Annotated in this window: 16 protein-coding genes; 12 read left to right on the forward strand and 4 right to left on the reverse strand. The window is 61.8% G+C overall.

The window, feature by feature from the left end:
* Positions 1 to 15 precede the first annotated feature (15 nt).
* The gene (locus tag MOV63_RS22620) at positions 16 to 339 is read left to right on the forward strand and encodes a phosphoribosyl-ATP diphosphatase (RefSeq protein ID WP_247037046.1); all 324 of its coding nucleotides are present in this window, start codon (positions 16 to 18) and stop codon (positions 337 to 339) included.
* Positions 336 to 1,331: a type I pantothenate kinase gene (gene coaA, locus MOV63_RS22625; RefSeq protein WP_038547449.1), complete on the forward strand. Its 996-nt coding sequence runs from the start codon at positions 336 to 338 to the stop codon at positions 1,329 to 1,331. The genes MOV63_RS22620 and coaA overlap by 4 nt, the downstream gene beginning before the upstream one ends.
* A gap of 31 nt (positions 1,332 to 1,362) precedes the next feature.
* On the opposite strand, the gene MOV63_RS22630 is transcribed toward coaA, so the two are convergent.
* The 3 genes from MOV63_RS22630 to MOV63_RS22640 all read right to left on the reverse strand — a co-directional run bounded on the left by MOV63_RS22630 (position 1,363) and on the right by MOV63_RS22640 (position 4,204).
* The gene (locus tag MOV63_RS22630; protein WP_247037048.1) at positions 1,363 to 1,974 is read right to left on the reverse strand and encodes an alpha-ketoglutarate-dependent dioxygenase AlkB; all 612 of its coding nucleotides are present in this window, start codon (positions 1,972 to 1,974) and stop codon (positions 1,363 to 1,365) included.
* A 16-nt stretch (positions 1,975 to 1,990) separates the two neighbouring features.
* The gene (arfB, locus tag MOV63_RS22635) at positions 1,991 to 2,425 is read right to left on the reverse strand and encodes an alternative ribosome rescue aminoacyl-tRNA hydrolase ArfB (protein WP_038547443.1); all 435 of its coding nucleotides are present in this window, start codon (positions 2,423 to 2,425) and stop codon (positions 1,991 to 1,993) included.
* Positions 2,426 to 2,590: 165 nt separating this feature from the next.
* Entirely contained in the window at positions 2,591 to 4,204 is a 1,614-nt protein-coding gene (locus MOV63_RS22640) for a phosphoenolpyruvate carboxykinase (protein ID WP_247037050.1), read from the reverse strand.
* A 325-nt stretch (positions 4,205 to 4,529) separates the two neighbouring features.
* Between MOV63_RS22640 and chvI the strand changes: the two genes are divergently transcribed.
* From chvI to ahcY, 6 genes are all read left to right on the forward strand, one after another.
* Positions 4,530 to 5,258 (forward strand): two-component system response regulator ChvI, encoded by a 729-nt coding sequence (gene chvI, locus MOV63_RS22645; RefSeq protein WP_038547438.1) that lies wholly within the window; start codon positions 4,530 to 4,532, stop codon positions 5,256 to 5,258.
* 95 nt (positions 5,259 to 5,353) lie between these two features.
* Entirely contained in the window at positions 5,354 to 7,117 is a 1,764-nt protein-coding gene (locus tag MOV63_RS22650; RefSeq protein ID WP_038547435.1) for a sensor histidine kinase, read from the forward strand.
* Positions 7,114 to 7,602, forward strand: a complete 489-nt coding sequence (locus tag MOV63_RS22655; protein ID WP_247037052.1) for an HPr kinase/phosphorylase — start codon at positions 7,114 to 7,116, stop codon at positions 7,600 to 7,602. The genes MOV63_RS22650 and MOV63_RS22655 overlap by 4 nt, the downstream gene beginning before the upstream one ends.
* A gap of 102 nt (positions 7,603 to 7,704) precedes the next feature.
* Entirely contained in the window at positions 7,705 to 8,106 is a 402-nt protein-coding gene (locus MOV63_RS22660) for a PTS sugar transporter subunit IIA (RefSeq protein ID WP_038547428.1), read from the forward strand.
* Complete coding sequence (locus MOV63_RS22665; RefSeq protein WP_405029368.1) at positions 8,075 to 8,398, forward strand: HPr family phosphocarrier protein; 324 nt, start codon at positions 8,075 to 8,077, stop codon at positions 8,396 to 8,398. Before MOV63_RS22660 ends, MOV63_RS22665 begins: the two co-directional genes overlap by 32 nt.
* A gap of 174 nt (positions 8,399 to 8,572) precedes the next feature.
* Complete coding sequence (ahcY, locus tag MOV63_RS22670; RefSeq protein WP_151045387.1) at positions 8,573 to 9,973, forward strand: adenosylhomocysteinase; 1,401 nt, start codon at positions 8,573 to 8,575, stop codon at positions 9,971 to 9,973.
* On the opposite strand, the gene MOV63_RS22675 is transcribed toward ahcY, so the two are convergent.
* Positions 9,974 to 10,144, reverse strand: a complete 171-nt coding sequence (locus MOV63_RS22675) for a hypothetical protein (RefSeq protein ID WP_157884632.1) — start codon at positions 10,142 to 10,144, stop codon at positions 9,974 to 9,976.
* A gap of 102 nt (positions 10,145 to 10,246) precedes the next feature.
* Between MOV63_RS22675 and MOV63_RS22680 the strand changes: the two genes are divergently transcribed.
* From MOV63_RS22680 to addB, 4 genes are all read left to right on the forward strand, one after another.
* Entirely contained in the window at positions 10,247 to 12,841 is a 2,595-nt protein-coding gene (locus MOV63_RS22680) for an ATP-binding protein (protein ID WP_405029369.1), read from the forward strand.
* Entirely contained in the window at positions 12,838 to 14,349 is a 1,512-nt protein-coding gene (gene tsaE / locus MOV63_RS22685) for a tRNA (adenosine(37)-N6)-threonylcarbamoyltransferase complex ATPase subunit type 1 TsaE (RefSeq protein WP_247037070.1), read from the forward strand. The genes MOV63_RS22680 and tsaE overlap by 4 nt, the downstream gene beginning before the upstream one ends.
* A 12-nt stretch (positions 14,350 to 14,361) precedes the next feature.
* The gene (locus MOV63_RS22690; RefSeq protein WP_247037056.1) at positions 14,362 to 15,108 is read left to right on the forward strand and encodes a nucleotidyltransferase family protein; all 747 of its coding nucleotides are present in this window, start codon (positions 14,362 to 14,364) and stop codon (positions 15,106 to 15,108) included.
* Positions 15,105 to 16,688 (forward strand): double-strand break repair protein AddB (gene addB / locus MOV63_RS22695; protein WP_247037058.1); only part of this gene is annotated, 1,584 nt, incomplete at its 3' end. The genes MOV63_RS22690 and addB, both read left to right, overlap by 4 nt.

A 16,688-nucleotide genomic window follows, 5' to 3' on the forward strand; every position in this document is an offset into this window, starting at 1 on the left:
GTCGGAGAGAACGTTATGAGTGAATTTTCCCTGATCGACCTCGAGCGGATCGTCGCCGAGCGGGCGAAGGCCTCGCCGGAGGAATCCTGGACGGCAAAACTTTTCGCCGCCGGCCAGGAGAAGGCCGCCAAGAAGCTTGGCGAGGAAGCGGTCGAAACGGTGATCGCCGCGATCAAGCAGGACCGGAACAATCTCACCGCAGAGAGCGCCGATCTTCTTTATCATCTTTTGGTCGTCTTGAATATTGCGGCGGTACCGTTGCAGGATGTGCTCGACGAACTCCAGCGAAGGACCGGCCAGTCCGGCCTTCAAGAAAAGGCAAGCCGGCCGACATCATGAACATCGTTTCCCAGCCCGCCGAGACGCCTGAGCTCGAAACCGGCTCGAATGCGGAATATTATTCGCCCTATCACCGCTTCAGTGCGGAGGAATGGGCGAAGTTCCGCGCAGACACGCCTCTGACGCTCACGGCCGACGAGGTGCAGAGGCTGCGTTCGCTGGACGACCCGATCGATCTCGATGAAGTCCGGCGCATCTATCTCTCGCTGTCGCGCCTGCTGTCGACGCATGTGGAGGCGACGCAACGCCTCTTCCAGCAGCGAAACCGTTTCCTGAGCCTTTCCGACATCACCAAGACGCCCTTCATCATCGGCATTGCCGGGTCGGTCGCGGTCGGCAAATCGACCACCGCACGTATCCTGAAAGAACTGCTCGCCCGCTGGCCGTCGAGCCCGAAAGTGGATCTCATCACCACCGACGGCTTCCTTTATCCGAACGCCGTGCTGAGCCGGGAAAACCTGATGGAGCGCAAGGGGTTTCCGGAAAGCTACGATATCGGCTCCATCCTGCGGTTCCTGTCGGCGATCAAGGCCGGTGAACCGAACGTCAAGGCGCCGCGTTACTCGCATCTCACCTACGACGTTCTGCCGGACGAGTACTCGCTGGTCGACCGGCCGGACATCCTGATCTTCGAAGGCATCAACGTCCTCCAGTCGCGGGCGCTGCCAGCCGACGGCAAGATCGTGCCGATCGTTTCGGACTTCTTCGACTTCTCGATCTATATCGATGCCGACGAAGAGCAGATCCACAACTGGTACGTCCAGCGCTTCATGAAGCTGCGCCAGACCGCCTTCCGCGATCCGACCTCGTTCTTCAAGAAATACGCGGCGATCGATGCGGATGCGGCCCGCGCCGTTGCCGAAGGATTGTGGGAAAACATCAACCTCAAGAACCTGCGGCAGAACATTCTGCCGACCAGGCCACGGGCGGATCTCATCCTGCGCAAGGGCCGCAATCATCTGGTGGAAACGGTCGAGCTGCGGAAACTGTAGGCGATCGATCGCCGGCTATTGAATTAAATCGTCAACTATTCACACGGCGGAGCGTCAGGTTGATGCGCCCGCCGTTCTTCAACAGCGTCGACGTGCCGGGATAAATGCGATCGACGCCGTGGAAGGCGAGACGCCCCTCTCCGCCCAGCACGACGACATCTCCACTCGCCAGCCGGAAAGAGCCGGTCGGGTCCTTGCGGCTAAGGCCACCGACCCGAAACAGGCAGCTATTGCCCAACGAAACGGAGAGAACGGGGGCGGCCAGATCGTTCTCGTCACGATCCTGATGCAGGCCCATCTTGGCGTCGTCGGAATAGAAGTTGATGAGGCAGGCTTCCGGCGGCTTCGGATAGTCGCCCACCCTTTCCCAGAGATCGAGCAATTCCTGCGGCATCGCTGGCCACGGCTTTTTCGTCACCGGGTGGAAGGACTGGTAGCGATATCCTTGGTCCTTGTCCGTTACCCAACCGAGCGAGCCGCAATTGGTCATGCGCACCGACATGGGTTTGCCGGTGCCGGGCATTTCCGGCGTATAGAGCGGCGCCTCGGCTACGACGTCTCGTATCAGTTCGACCAGATGCTCCTGCGCTAATCGATCGAGATAGCCGGGAAGGTGCCTGATGCCATTTGCAAGCGTCGCCAAAGATCAATCTCCGCCGTTAGTCGCCGCTTGGCCGGCCACGCATCTTCTTGACGTCCGAACGACCGGATTTTTCCTTCAGCCGACGCTCCACCGAACCCTTGGTCGGCTTGGTTTTCTTGCGTGGCGGCGGCGGTGGTTCGGCAGCCTTGAGGATCAGTTCCTTCAGCCGCTCGCGCGCGTCTTCGCGGTTGCGCTCCTGGCTGCGGAACCGGTTCGCTTCTATCATCAGCACGCCATCCTTCGACACCCGTTTTCCGGCGAGCTTGATGGCGTTTTCCTTCACCCGCTCCGGCAGGGACGGCGTGTTGACGATGTCGTAGAAAAGCTGGACGGCCGTCGAGACCTTGTTGACGTTCTGGCCGCCCGGCCCGCCCGCCAACACGAATTGTTCCGTCAGTTCCCATCCGGCGATGGTGATGCGGTTGTTGATGACAAGGGGATTGCTGGCCATGGGTCTCTGGTCTTTGTTCTTGGGCGCATGCCGTTGTCCGGAACCGGCACCCACGTTCGGGCGACATGCGGCAGGCCCGCATCTTTCCCACAAAGCCGGCAAAAAGAAAACCGCCGGCCCAGGGTGTTATCCCGGGCCGGCGGTTTCACGTGAATCCTTCAAAGATTACTCGGCAGCGGCAAGCATGACCGGAGCGGCGCTTCTCACCTTGCTGTCGACGTGGTCTTCGTACTGCCCGAAGTTCTGGATGAACATCGAGACGAGCTTCTTGGCATAGGCGTCGAACGCGGCGCCGTCCGCCCAGGTCGAGCGGGGATCGAGGATCGCATTGTCGACGCCTTCAACGGCGACCGGCACCGCAAAACCGAAGTTCGGGTCGATGCGGAACTCGGCGTTCTTGAGGCTGCCGTCGAGCGCAGCGCTTAAGAGAGCGCGAGTCGCCTTGATCGGCATACGGCGGCCAACGCCGTAAGCGCCGCCGGTCCAGCCGGTGTTGACGAGCCAGCAATCGACCCCGTGACGGGCAATCAATTCCTTGAGCAGGTTGCCGTATTCGGCCGGATGACGGGGCATGAACGGCCCACCGAAGCAGGTCGAGAACGTCGCTTCCGGCTCGGTGACACCCTTTTCCGTGCCGGCGACCTTGGCGGTGTAGCCGGAGAGGAAGTGGTACATCGCCTGTTCGGGCGTCAGCTTGGCGATCGGCGGCATGACGCCGAAAGCATCGGCGGTCAGCATGATGATCGACTTCGGCTGCGGCGCCACGCCGGTCTTCGATGCATTCGGAATGAAATGCAGCGGATAGGCGCTACGGGTGTTCTCGGTCAGCGAATCGTCGTTGAAATCCGGAACCCGGTTCTCGTCGAGCACGACGTTTTCGATCACCGTGCCGAAACGGCGGGTCGCGGCATAGATTTCCGGCTCGGCTTCGGCCGAAAGATTGATGGCCTTGGCATAGCAGCCGCCTTCGAAATTGAAGACGCCGTTTTTGCCCCAGCCATGCTCGTCGTCACCGATCAGCGTCCGCTTCGGATCGGCCGACAGCGTAGTCTTGCCGGTGCCGGACAGACCGAAGAATAGCGCGGTATCGCCGTTCGGGCCGACATTGGCCGAGCAGTGCATCGGCATGACGCCTTCTTCCGGCAGGAAGTAGTTGAGCACGGAGAAGACCGACTTCTTGTTTTCCCCGGCATAGGAGGTGCCGCCGACCAGGATGAGGCCATTGGTGAAGTCGCAGGCGATCACCGTCTCCGTGCGGCAGCCGTGGCGGGCGGGATCCGCCTTGAAGCTTGGCAGGTTGATGATCGTCAGCTTCTCTTCGAAGCTTTCGAGCGTGGCGCGATCCGGGCGGATCAGAAGATTGCGGATGAAGAGAGCGTGCCAGGCGAATTCGCTGACGACGCGGGTCGGAAGGGCATATTCGGCATCGGCGCCGCCGACCAGATCCTGGACGAACAGCGTCTTGCCGGCAGCATGGGCGAGCATGTCCTTCTTCAGGACTTCGAAGTGTTCCGGTTTCATGGGCTTGTTGTCGGCCCCCCACCAGACGCGGCTCTCGGTGCCGGCATCGCGGACAATGAACTTGTCCTTCGGGGAGCGACCAGTGTGCTGGCCGGTGACGGCGCGGAGTGCGCCGTCGATCGTCAGATCAGCTTCACCGCGGCGGATTGCTTCTTCGTAGAGTTCAACCTCGGACGAATTGTAATAAACACGCGATGCACCGCCGAGACCGATCGCCGCTAAACCCTTGGACGGGTTGTGAAGTCCAAACTCCTCCATGCGCGCACTCCTTCAGCTTGCCGTGGGAACTGACGCGAAATTAATGACAGATTTCTAAAAGGGCAAGAGCCATCATCCAAATTCTTTAATAATATCAATTATTTAATCGATTTAAAAAATTTTATTCCTCTTTAAATCGGTTTAATAACTGTTTCAATCCGCATCCGCGCTATCTTAAGTCTCATTGCCAAAACGCACGATCGTCAGCGGCCTCTTTATCTTTGCCACAATTTGTTCCACCTTTATACTCAAGAAGCGCGTCGGCTAATGCCGCCTGGCTGGGGTGAATTCCAGGAGATGCGCATAGATGACGGAGATGGAGAGCATGCAAACAATCGCGCTCGTAGATGACGACCGCAATATCCTGACGTCGGTTTCGATTGCACTCGAGGCGGAAGGATACAAGGTCGAAACCTATACGGATGGCGCTTCCGCGCTCGACGGGCTGATCGCCCGCCCTCCGCAGCTGGCGATCTTCGATATCAAGATGCCGCGCATGGACGGCATGGAGCTGCTGCGCCGCCTGCGGCAGAAGTCCGACCTGCCGGTGATCTTCCTCACCTCCAAGGATGAAGAGATCGACGAGTTGTTCGGGCTGAAGATGGGCGCCGACGACTTCATCACCAAGCCGTTCTCGCAGCGTCTGCTGGTGGAACGGGTGAAGGCGATCCTGCGCCGCGCCGGCAGCCGCGAGGCACAAGCCGCCGGTGGTGCCGGGGCCAAGACGGCAGCCGATCAGCAGGCCGCCCGCACGCTCGAACGCGGCCAGCTTGTCATGGACCAGGAGCGCCATACCTGCACCTGGAAGGGTGAACCGGTGACGCTGACGGTGACCGAGTTCCTGATCCTGCATTCTCTGGCCCAGCGGCCCGGCGTCGTCAAAAGCCGCGATGCGCTGATGGATGCCGCCTATGACGAGCAGGTCTATGTGGACGACCGTACCATCGACAGCCACATCAAGCGGCTGCGCAAGAAGTTCAAGATGGTCGACAACGACTTCGATATGATCGAAACCCTTTATGGCGTGGGTTATCGATTCCGTGAGGCCGCCTGACCCTTGCGAAAGGTTAACTTGAGGCCACGGCCGGACCAGCGCTAAGCTGGCCCGGTGGAAGGACTGCAGTGGCAGATCAAACATTTGATAGCAATATGATCCGAATGGAGAAGGCTGGGACACGACGTGCGCCGCGGCGGTTCTGGTCGCGCCCTTTCACGCTTATTCGGCGAGTGTTCGGCCATGCGGTGTTTTCGAGCCTCACCCGCCGCATCCTGTTCTTCAACATCGCTGCAACGGTGGTGCTGGTCGCCGGCATTCTCTACCTCAACCAGTTCCGCGAAGGGCTGATCGACGCCCGCGTCGAAAGCCTGCTGACGCAGGGCGAAATCATCGCCGGCGCAATTTCCGCCTCCGCCTCGGTCGATACCAACTCGATCACCATCGACCCCCAGAAACTCCTCGAACTGCAGGCCGGCCAGAGCATTACGCCGGTGCCGAACGACGAGGACCTCGATTTCCCGATCGACCCGGAGCGCGTTGCGCCGGTCCTCAGACGCCTCATTTCGCCGACCCGCACGCGCGCCCGGATTTTCGATGCCGACGCCAACCTGCTGCTCGATTCCCGCCACCTCTATTCACGCGGCCAGGTGCTGCGTTTCGACCTGCCGCCGGTGGAAAACGAATCGCAGACCTGGAGCGACTGGTTCGCAGGGCTGATCAACCGCCTGCTGCAGCCGGGCAACCTGCCGGTCTACAAGGAAGCGCCGGGTGGCGACGGCTCGATCTATCCGGAAGTCATGAACGCGCTGACCGGCGTGCGCGGCGCGCTGGTGCGGGTCACGGAGCGCGGCGAGCTGATCGTCTCCGTCGCCGTACCCGTGCAGCGTTTCCGCGCCGTGCTCGGCGTGCTTCTGCTATCGACCCAGGCAGGCGACATCGACAAGATCGTGCATGCGGAACGGTTGGCGATCATGCGCGTCTTCGGCGTCGCGACGCTCGTCAACATCCTCCTGTCGCTGCTGCTGTCTTCGACCATCGCCAATCCGCTGCGGCGGCTGGCGGCGGCTGCGATCCGGGTGCGGCGCGGCGCCAAGCAGCGCGAGGAGATCCCCGACTTCTCCTATCGTCAGGACGAAATCGGCAATCTTTCCATCGCGCTTCGCGAGATGACCAACGCGCTCTATGACCGCATCGATGCGATCGAGAGTTTCGCGGCGGATGTGAGCCACGAGCTCAAGAACCCGCTAACTTCGCTTCGCAGCGCCGTCGAGACGCTGCCGCTCGCCAAAACCGAGGAGTCCAAACAGCGGCTGACGGAAGTCATTTTCCACGACGTGCGCCGTCTGGATCGCCTGATCAGCGACATTTCCGACGCCTCGCGGCTGGACGCCGAACTCGCACGGTCAGATTCGACGCCCGTCGACATGGAAAACCTGCTCGGCAATCTCGTCGATATTTCCCGGCAGATTCGCACCGGCCGCAAGCCGGTGGAAATCAGCCTGACGACCGACAACAAGGCCGGCAACAGGTCCGCCTTCCTGGTCAACGGCCATGATCTGCGCCTAGGGCAGATCATCACCAACCTCATCGAGAACGCGCGATCCTTCGTGCCCGAAAAGGGCGGCCGCGTCGCCATCCGGCTGTCTCACTCCAAGGATCGTGTCGTCGTGACCGTGGAGGACAACGGGCCCGGCATCCAGGCGGAGGATATCGACCGTATCTTCGAACGGTTCTATACGGACCGGCCGGACGGCGAGAGTTTCGGCCAGAATTCCGGCCTTGGCCTGTCGATCAGCCGGCAGATCGCCGAGGCCCATGGCGGCTCGCTGAAGGCGGAAAACCTATACGACGCCAAGACAGGTGCCATCACCGGCGCCCGCTTCACGCTGTCGCTGCCGGGCGGCGAAATTCAATGAGCCCGGCGCCGGTCAACATCCATGCGACCGCGATCGCCATTGGCACCAGGGGCGTGCTCTTTACCGGTCCGTCCGGCAGCGGCAAGTCGATGCTCGCCTTCTCCTGCATCGCAGCCGCCTGGCGCCAAGGCGCTTTCGCGGCTCTTGTCGCCGACGATCAGGTGCTCGTCTCGCGCCACGGCAATCATCTGCTCGCCACTCGGCCGGAAGCGATCGCCGGCCTCATCGAACTGCGCGGCAGCGGCATCGCCCATGTGGAAAGCGTCTCCGTGGCGACGCTGGATCTGGCGGTGGACGTCATATCCCTGCCGGAAAGCGAAAGGCTTCCACCGGAGAACGAACGTTTCCAGATCCCCGGTGTGGGTATCCTTCCGCTTGTCCGGATATGGCGCGGTGCACCTGATCCGCTGGCCGTTCTGGCGGCCTTTACACCGGATTTTCACGGCGAGATGCCGTTTTCATCATCCGGCAGCCTGATTTTTTGACTTGAACTTCGAATCTACTTGGACAAGATGGCATCCCACCGCTGGACCGCTTTATTGCAATGCGATAATGGCGCCGAGTTTCCATAGCAGGGGGCAGTTTTCATGATCGGACTAGTGCTTGTCACCCATGGCAAGCTGGCTGAGGAATTTCGTCATGCGGTCGAGCATGTCGTCGGACCTCAGAAATTCATCGAAACCGTATCGATCGGTCCAGAGGACGACATGGATCAGCGGCGGCAGGATATCGTCGATGCCGTTACCAATGCCGATGAAGGTCATGGCGTCATCATCCTGACGGACATGTTCGGGGGCACCCCTTCCAACCTTTCCATTTCCGTCATGGAAAGCGGCCGAATCGAAGTCATTGCCGGCATGAACCTGCCGATGCTGATCAAGCTTGCCGGCGTGCGCAGCGACAACAACATGGACAAGGCGCTCGTCGAAGCCTCCGAAGCCGGTCGTAAATATATCAATGTCGCAAGCCGCGTCCTCAGCGGCAAATGAGAACCCAGACCGGATGTCATCCCCCTCTCCCCGTGAATTCCTGATCATCAACAAGCGTGGTCTGCATGCTCGTGCCTCTGCCAAGTTCGTGCAGATGGTGGAAAGTTTCGATGCGCGGATCACCGTCTCCAAGGACGGAACAACCGTCGGCGGCACGTCGATCATGGGCCTGATGATGCTCGCCGCCAGCACCGGCTGCACGATCGAAGTCTCAGCGGAAGGAAACCAGGCCAAAGAAGCGCTGGATGCGCTCGAGCAACTCGTCGCCAACAAATTCGGCGAAGAAGCCTGACGCACCCGCGATTTAACCCTCCGATGACATAAACATATAAAGACCTCTTTATATCCCGTTGCCAGTTTGTAGGAAGCCTGCTAAACCGCTGGCCAGTTTCCGTCTGCCAAGGCGGGTCTTGCCACGTCCGTCGGTATCCCGCCGGAGAAGGCACCACCGAACATGGAGAGCTTTATGAGCACTGAGAAGGATTACGTCGTCGCGGATATCAATCTTGCCGCCTACGGCCGCAAGGAGCTCGACATCGCAGAAACCGAAATGCCGGGCCTGATGTCGTGCCGCGAAGAATTCGGCACAACGAAGCCGCTGAAGGGTGCCCGCATCTCGGGCTCGCTCCACATGACCATCCAGACGGCCGTTCTGATCGAGACCCTTCAGCACCTCGGTGCAGAAATCCGCTGGGCGTCCTGCAACATCTTCTCGACCCAGGACCATGCTGCTGCGGCAATCGCTGCCGCCGGCATTCCGGTCTTCGCCGTCAAGGGCGAATCTCTGACGGAATACTGGGATTACACCGACAAGATCTTCCAGTGGGCCGATGGCGGCCTCTCCAACATGATCCTCGATGACGGCGGCGACGCCACCATGTACATCCTCACCGGCGCCCGCGCCGAAGCCGGCGAGGACGTTCTTTCGAACCCGACTTCGGAAGAAGAAGAAATCCTCATCGCGCAGATCAAGAAGCGCCTCAAGGCTTCGCCCGGCTGGTTCACCAAGCAGCGCGACGCGATCAAGGGCGTTACCGAAGAAACCACAACGGGCGTGCACCGCCTTTACGAACTGTCCAAGAAGGGCCTGCTGCCCTTCCCGGCGATCAACGTCAACGACTCGGTCACCAAATCGAAGTTCGACAACAAATACGGCTGCAAGGAATCGCTGGTCGACGGCATCCGCCGCGGCACCGACGTGATGATGGCCGGCAAGGTCGCCGTGGTCTGCGGTTACGGTGACGTCGGCAAGGGTTCTGCCGCTTCGCTCGCCGGCGCCGGCGCCCGCGTCAAGGTCACCGAAGTCGACCCGATCTGCGCCCTGCAGGCTGCCATGGACGGTTTCGAAGTCGTCGTCCTCGAAGACGTCGTCGACAGCGCCGACATCTTCATCACCACGACCGGCAACAAGGACGTCATCCGCATCGACCACATGCGTGCGATGAAGGACATGGCGATCGTCGGCAATATCGGCCACTTCGACAACGAGATCCAGGTCGCGGCGCTGAAGAACCTCAAGTGGACCAACGTCAAGCCGCAGGTCGACATGATCGAGTTCCCGAAGGGCAACCGCATCATCCTTCTGTCGGAAGGCCGCCTGCTCAACCTCGGCAACGCTACCGGCCATCCGTCCTTCGTGATGTCGGCCTCGTTCACCAACCAGACGCTGGCCCAGATCGAACTCTTCACCAAGCAGGGTGAGTACAAGAACGACGTCTACATCCTGCCGAAGCACCTCGACGAGAAGGTCGCCCGCCTGCATCTCGCCAAGCTCGGCGTGAAGCTGACGGAACTCTCCGACGAGCAGGCTGCCTATATCGGCGTCTCGCAGACCGGCCCGTTCAAGGCTGAACACTACCGCTATTAATCAATAGCCGGTTAATCCACAAGATATGGTAGCCGCAGCCTTGACAAAGGCTGCGGCTTCTTTTTTGGGCGCATCCCTTCCCGGCGATTCCCTAAGCAAGTATTGTTTTAGAACTTGATTCGCGCCTTCCCTGGAGCGTGATGCCGAAAGCCGCCAGCGGTTTTCGGACATCGTCGCGCTCCCACCATCTGATTGGGAGCCGTCCGGCTACGGGCAAGGCACGGAGTGGTATGTCTTGTCGATGAGCGGCAATTGGACGGAGACAGACCGGATATGTCGGTAAGAAAAATGAGCTCGTCAGAACGGGCCGATCCCCTTTGCGGCGGAGCGGAAGCTCCAGCTTTGCGTCCCTTTGCGGGGCGTTCCGGTTTCGGATCTCCAGACGGCAATGCAATCGTCGGCAGGCTTCGCCGCTTGGCGCTGTTCGGCAGCGCCTTTCTCTCGGGCACCGCCCTTTCCGGGCTCGCGACCGCGGCGCTTGCGCAGCAATCGGGTGACGCCGCCGTCCGCCTGTTTTCCTCGACGGAGGTCATCGTTTCGTCGCTGGTGATGGGCGCCCTCGGAGCTGCCCTGTTTTCCGCCATCTGGCTGGTGCGCCAGCGCGGCAATATGGAAGCCGAAACGCAGGAAATGCGCAGCGCCCTTTCCGACGCGCAGCAGCGGATTTCCAAGTTCGAGGCCCTGATCGCCGACAAGAACCGCCGGATCGTCGTGTGGGAAAGCGGCTCCTCCAAGCCTGAATTCCTCGGCCAGCTGCCAGTGGAAACCGGAGCGCCGCAGCAGGACCGCGAGTTTCTCGCCTTCGGCCGCTGGATGCGCGGCAGTTCCGCCGGCGAACTCGAGAAATCGATCGAACTCCTGCGGATGGAAGCCCGCTCCTTCGACATGGTGGTAGAAACCAACCGGGACGAAATCCTGGAAGTGCAGGGGCGCGTTTCAGGCGGCAAGGCCTTCGTCCGTTTCATCGCACTCAACAATCTGCGCGCCGAACTCGCCGAGCTCAAGATCGAGCGCGAGCGGCTGACTAACTCGATCATGCTGTTCCATTCGCTGCTCGACGCCATCGAGCAGCCGGTCTGGCGTCGCGATTCACACGGCAAGCTGACCTGGGTCAACCATGCCTATGGCGATGCCGTGGAAGCTTCGACCCCGGCCCAGGCGATCGAGGACGGCCGCGAGTTTCTGGGTTCGATCGCCCGCGAAAAGATCAGGGCGGCAGCGACCTCCACCTCGCCTTTCCACGACCGGATTTCCACCGTGGTGCACGGCAATCGCACCATGTTCGACGTCGTCGACGTCGTCGTGCCGGGCGGTTCCACTGGAATTGCGATCGACGTTTCTGAAGTGGAGGCCGTGCGTGAGGAACTCAAGCGCACCCTGAAGAGCCACGCGGAAACGCTCGACCACCTGGCAACGCCCGTCGCTATCTTCGACGGCGACCGCCGGCTGCAGTTCTACAATCAGGCCTTCGTGCAGCTTTGGGGTTTCACGCTTCCCTTCCTCGACCAGAGGCCGGACAATAGCGAGCTGCTCGACAAGCTCAGAAGCGACGGCAAGCTGCCGGAACAGCTGAGCTGGCGGAGCTGGAAGGAAACGGCGCTTTCCGTCTACCAGTCGCCGGATACGCAGACCGACCTGTGGCACCTGCCGAACGGCCAGACGCTGCGCGTCATCGCAACCGCGCATCCGCAGGGCGGTGCCACCTGGGTGTTCGAGAACCTGACCGAACAGGTGGATCTCGAGACCCGTTACAACACGCTGGTCCAGGTCCAGGGCGAAACGATCGACCATTTGTCCGAAGGCGTCGCCGTCTTCGGGCCGGACGGGCGCATCCGCCTCTCCAACCCCGCCTTCCGGGCGCTCTGGGGCATCACCGCCGAAGAATCCAAGCCGGGCACGCATATCAAGGCGATCGAGACCGCCTGCTCGCCATCCTACGACAAGCCGGACGGCTGGCGCCGCTTCGGCCAGATGCTGACCAATTTCGACGACGAGCGCCCCTCGTTGCAGGGCACGTTCGAGCTCTATTCCGGCCTGATCCTCGATTATGCCGTGACGCCGCTGCCGAACGCCCAGACGATGCTGACATTTGTCGACATGACGGCGAGCGCCAGGGCAGAACGGGCGCTCAAGGAGAAGAACGAGGCGCTGCAGAAGGCCGACGAGCTCAAGAACGACTTCGTCCAGCACGTTTCCTACGAACTGCGTTCGCCGCTGACCAATATCATCGGCTTCACCGACCTCCTGAAGACACCGGGCATCGGGACGCTGAACGAGCGCCAGTCGGAGTATATCGACCATATCTCGACGTCCTCCTCGGTTCTCCTGACGATCGTCAACGACATCCTCGATCTGGCGACTGTCGATGCCGGCATCATGCAGCTCAACTATTCGGAAATGGCGATCGACGACCTGCTCGACGACGTGGCGATGCAGATCGCAGATCGTCTGCACGAAAATGGCGTGGCGCTGGCGATCACTGCGCCGGCCGGGCTCGGCACTATCGTTGCCGACCAGCAGCGGCTGAAGCAGATCCTCATCAAGCTGCTCACCAATGCCACCAATTTCGCGCCGGAAGGCTCCGCCATCACGCTCAATTGCTGGCGCACCCATAGCGACGTGTTCTTCTCGGTGACCGACAAGGGTCCGGGCATCCCCGAAGATATCCTGAAGACCGTGTTCGACCGGTTCTCGGCCAATGCCAAGGGCGGCAAGCGCAGTGGAGCGGGTCTCGGCCTTTCGATCGTCGAGAGCTTCGTGACACTGCATCACGGCGATGTCGCGATCGACAGCAAGCCCGGCCAGGGAACCACGGTTACGTGCCGCATTCCGAGCGGCACGACGGCGCGGTCCGTCGCCGCCGAATGAGTGGTGAGACGGCTCTTACCCTGACGCTTGCCGACGAGGCCGAAACGATCCGCCTCGGCGAAGACCTCGCATTGGCGCTGAAGAAGGGCGACTGGATCGCCCTTTCCGGCGATCTCGGCGCCGGCAAATCGACCTTCGCCCGGGCCTTTTTGCGTGCGCTTGCGGATGAAGACGAGCTTGAAGTGCCGAGCCCGACCTTCACGCTGGTGCAAAGCTACGAGCTGCGCATCCCAGTCTCGCATTTCGATCTCTATCGGCTTGGCGATGCCTCGGAACTGGACGAACTCGGTTTCGACGAGGCGCTTTCCAGCGGCATCTGCCTGGTGGAATGGCCGGAAGTCGCCGACGCGCTGTTGCCGCAGGCCCGTATTCAGCTCAAGCTCGAACAAAGCGGCAGCGGCCGGACGGCGACAATCACGGCACCGGAGGCGCAGATGCAGCGCATCCGCCGCGTGCTGGCGATCCGCGAATTTCTCGACAGCCACGGCTACCCCGGCGCCCGGCGGCGTTTCCTCACGGGAGACGCTTCGACACGCGCCTATGAGAGCGTGACAATCGCAACCGGTGAAACGCTGATCCTGATGGACTGGCCGCGCCCGGCACAAGGCCCGCCGGTTCTTGATGGAAAGCCCTATCCCAAGGTCGCGCATCTCGCGGAAGACCCCTACCCCTTCGTGGCGATCGACGAATACCTGCGCGAACTGGGACTTGCGGCGCCGGAAGTGCTGCATGTCGATTACGACCAGGGCATCCTGCTGATCGAAAATCTCGGCGAAGAGGGGGCCGTCGACGAAGACGGCAATCCCATCGAGGAACGCTACCGCGAAAGCATCGTGTGCCTTGCCTTCCTGCACAGCCACGAGATGCGCCAGGACCTGCCGGTTGGCGACGGCCATATCCACCATATTCCCGATTTCGACCCGACGGCGATGAAGATGGAGGCGCGGCTCCTCGTTGACTGGCACCTGCCGTGGAAACGCGGAACGCCGGCGACTGACGAGGAACGGCAGGAATATCTGGCGATCTGGGACAATCTGATCCGCGAGCTTGACGGCGTCGAGAAGAACCTGCTGCTGCGCGATTTCCATTCGCCCAACATCATCTGGCGGCCGAGTGAACCGGGCGTCCGGCGCGTCGGCCTGATCGATTTTCAGGATTCGATGATCGGCCCGACCGCCTACGACCTCGCCTCCATCGTCCAGGACGCCCGCGTCGACATCCCGAAGGCACTCGCCGATCAGCTGATGCTGGATTACGTGACGCTTCGCCGCGCGCTCGGGGCCTTCGACGAGCCGACGTTCCTGAAAGCCTGGGCGATCATGGCGGCGCAGCGCAACTGCAAACTCGCCGGCCTCTGGGTGCGGCTCTTGCAGCGGGATGGCAAGCCGGGCTATCTGAAGCACATGCCGCGGACGCTCCGCTATCTCGCAACGGCGCTGAGCCACGATGTGCTCGCCCCCTTGCGCGATTGGTGCCGTCGGGCTGGAATAGAACTGCCCGAATCATAATTACGGTTGCCGATGACCATTCAACGAGCCCCCATCAAACAGGCGATGGTGCTTGCCGCAGGGCTCGGCACCCGCATGCGGCCGATCACCAACACGATGCCGAAGCCGCTGGTGCCGGTCGCCGGCAAGCCGATGATCGATTATGTGCTGGATTTGCTGAGAGAGGCTGGCGTCGAGCGCGCCGTCGTCAACGTGCACCACTTCGCCGACCAGATGGCGGCGCATCTCGAAGCTTACAAGGGCCTCGAAATCCTGATCTCCGACGAGCGTGACGCGCTGATGAACAATGGCGGCGGCATCGTGAAGGGACTGAAGCTTCTCGATCGCAGCACGATCTTCGTCATGAATGCCGACCTCTTCTGGATCGGCGAGACCCCCGGCAAGCCCACCAACCTGCAGCACCTGGCCGAATTCTTCGACCCCGAACGCATGGATATGGCGATGCTCTGCGTCGATATCGACAACACGACCGGGCACAACGGCGTCAACGATTTCGGCATGGATGCGGATGGCCGGTTGAGGCGCTACCGGGACGATCCGGCCAATCCGGTCGTTTATGCCGGCGCTTTTGCGATGAGCCCGTCCTTTCTGGATGACGCACCGTCCGATGCTTTCAACATCAATATCTATTTCGACAAGGCGATCGCCCGCGGCCGGCTCTATGGAACCATGCTCGACGGCCACTGGATCACCGTCGGCACGCCGGAAGCGCTGCCGGAAGCCGAAGCGGTGATCGCGCGTTATCCGGTGGAGGCATGACCACGTTATCCGGCAAGAAGCGGGTGTTTTCGATCCCCGCCGGAGCGCCGTTCCTCAAGACCGTGGCGCAGACACTCTGCGACGGCCGGCTCAACGAGACTTTTCGTTACGATCCGGCCGATCCGCTTTCGCTCGCCGACGTGACCATCTACGTGCCGACGCGCCGGTCTGCCCGCGTGCTGCGCTCGGAATTCGTCGATCTGCTCGGCGGCCGCTCGGCGATCCTGCCGGCCATCCGGCCACTTGGCGAAACCGACGACGACAGCGGTTATTTCGACCTCGTCGCGCCGGAGGAGATGGACCTGGCGCTACCGATCGGCGGTACTGCGAGGCTGCTCGAACTTGGCCGGCTGATCCTTGCCTGGCGCAACCAGCTTCCGAAAATCGTGCTCGACGTGCATTCGGAATCGCCGCTCGTCGCCCCCGCCAGCCCCGCCGATGCAATCTGGCTCGCTCGCGCCTTGGCCGAACTCATCGACGCGGTCGAAACCGAAGAGCGCGACTGGGCCGATCTCAAAAAACTCGATACCGGCGAACATGCGCTCTGGTGGCAGCTGACCGCCGAGTTTCTGTCGATCGCCAGTGCCTTCTGGCCCATCCGCCTCGAAGAACTGCGCCGTTCTTCACCGGCAAAACACCAGGCAGCTATCCTGCGGGGCGAAGCGCGGCGGATTGCCTCCCGGGATCACAAGGGACCAGTGATCGTTGCGGGTTCGACCGGGTCGGTGCCGGCTGCTGCCGACCTGATCGCGGGGATCTCCAGTCTTCCGAACGGCACTGTCGTGCTGCCGGGGCTCGATCTCTCGATGCCGGCAGATCAATGGGCGATGATTGGCGAAGAGGCCTTTGACGGCAAACCCGAACCCGCCAGCCGCAGCCATTCGCAATTCGGCCTGTCGCGGCTGCTTAAAAAACTCGGCGCGACGCGGGAAGACGTGGCCGTGCTTGGCGAAGTTCCGGGCGATCTCGCCTTCCGCGCCGAAGCGCTCTCCCAGGCGCTGGTGCCCGCCAAGGCGACCGACCGCTGGAGCACCTGGCGGGACGACGCGAATCCCGCTCTCCTTACCCAAGCCTTTGCCGATGTCTCGCTGATCGAGGCCTCGAACGAACGCGAGGAGGCTGTGGCGATCGCCATCGCTCTCCGGCTGGCGCTCGAACAGCCCGGCAGGCAAGGCGGCGAGAGCCAGGCGGCGCTGATCACACCAGATCGTGCACTGGCCCGCCGGGTCACCGCCGAGCTTTCCCGTTTCGGCCTGCTCGCCGACGATTCTGCCGGTTCGCCGCTGTCCGGCACGCCACAGGGCACCTTGACCCAACTTCTCCTCGAAGCGACGCTTCGGCCGGGCGACCCGGTGGCGATCGTCGCGCTGATCAAGCACCCGCTGATGCGCCTCGGCCTGCCGGCAGCGGACCTGCAGTCTTCCGTCGAAGCGCTCGAAATCCTGGCGCTGCGCGGTGGTCTCGGCGACATGGACATTTCCGCGCTGGAACCGTTGCTGGAAATCCAGCTTGCCGCCCAGCTCGAAGACAGGCATGCGCCGCACTGGCGGCTATCGCTGCCGGCCGGTGCCGCCGGCAAG

It is taken from the genome of Neorhizobium sp. SHOUNA12A (assembly GCF_023006505.1).
Lineage (GTDB): Bacteria > Pseudomonadota > Alphaproteobacteria > Rhizobiales > Rhizobiaceae > Neorhizobium.

Coding starts and splice junctions, on each gene's coding strand:
- MOV63_RS22620 (WP_247037046.1), top strand. CDS start 16: ATGAGTGAATTTTCCCTGATCGACCTCGAGCGGATCGTCGCCGAGCGG.
- coaA (WP_038547449.1), top strand. CDS start 336: ATGAACATCGTTTCCCAGCCCGCCGAGACGCCTGAGCTCGAAACCGGC.
- arfB (WP_038547443.1), bottom strand. CDS start 2,425: ATGGCCAGCAATCCCCTTGTCATCAACAACCGCATCACCATCGCCGGA.
- MOV63_RS22640 (WP_247037050.1), bottom strand. CDS start 4,204: ATGGAGGAGTTTGGACTTCACAACCCGTCCAAGGGTTTAGCGGCGATC.
- chvI (WP_038547438.1), top strand. CDS start 4,530: ATGCAAACAATCGCGCTCGTAGATGACGACCGCAATATCCTGACGTCG.
- MOV63_RS22650 (WP_038547435.1), top strand. CDS start 5,354: ATGATCCGAATGGAGAAGGCTGGGACACGACGTGCGCCGCGGCGGTTC.
- MOV63_RS22655 (WP_247037052.1), top strand. CDS start 7,114: ATGAGCCCGGCGCCGGTCAACATCCATGCGACCGCGATCGCCATTGGC.
- MOV63_RS22660 (WP_038547428.1), top strand. CDS start 7,705: ATGATCGGACTAGTGCTTGTCACCCATGGCAAGCTGGCTGAGGAATTT.
- MOV63_RS22665 (WP_405029368.1), top strand. CDS start 8,075: ATGTCGCAAGCCGCGTCCTCAGCGGCAAATGAGAACCCAGACCGGATG.
- ahcY (WP_151045387.1), top strand. CDS start 8,573: ATGAGCACTGAGAAGGATTACGTCGTCGCGGATATCAATCTTGCCGCC.
- MOV63_RS22675 (WP_157884632.1), bottom strand. CDS start 10,144: ATGTCCGAAAACCGCTGGCGGCTTTCGGCATCACGCTCCAGGGAAGGC.
- MOV63_RS22680 (WP_405029369.1), top strand. CDS start 10,247: ATGTCGGTAAGAAAAATGAGCTCGTCAGAACGGGCCGATCCCCTTTGC.
- tsaE (WP_247037070.1), top strand. CDS start 12,838: ATGAGTGGTGAGACGGCTCTTACCCTGACGCTTGCCGACGAGGCCGAA.
- MOV63_RS22690 (WP_247037056.1), top strand. CDS start 14,362: ATGACCATTCAACGAGCCCCCATCAAACAGGCGATGGTGCTTGCCGCA.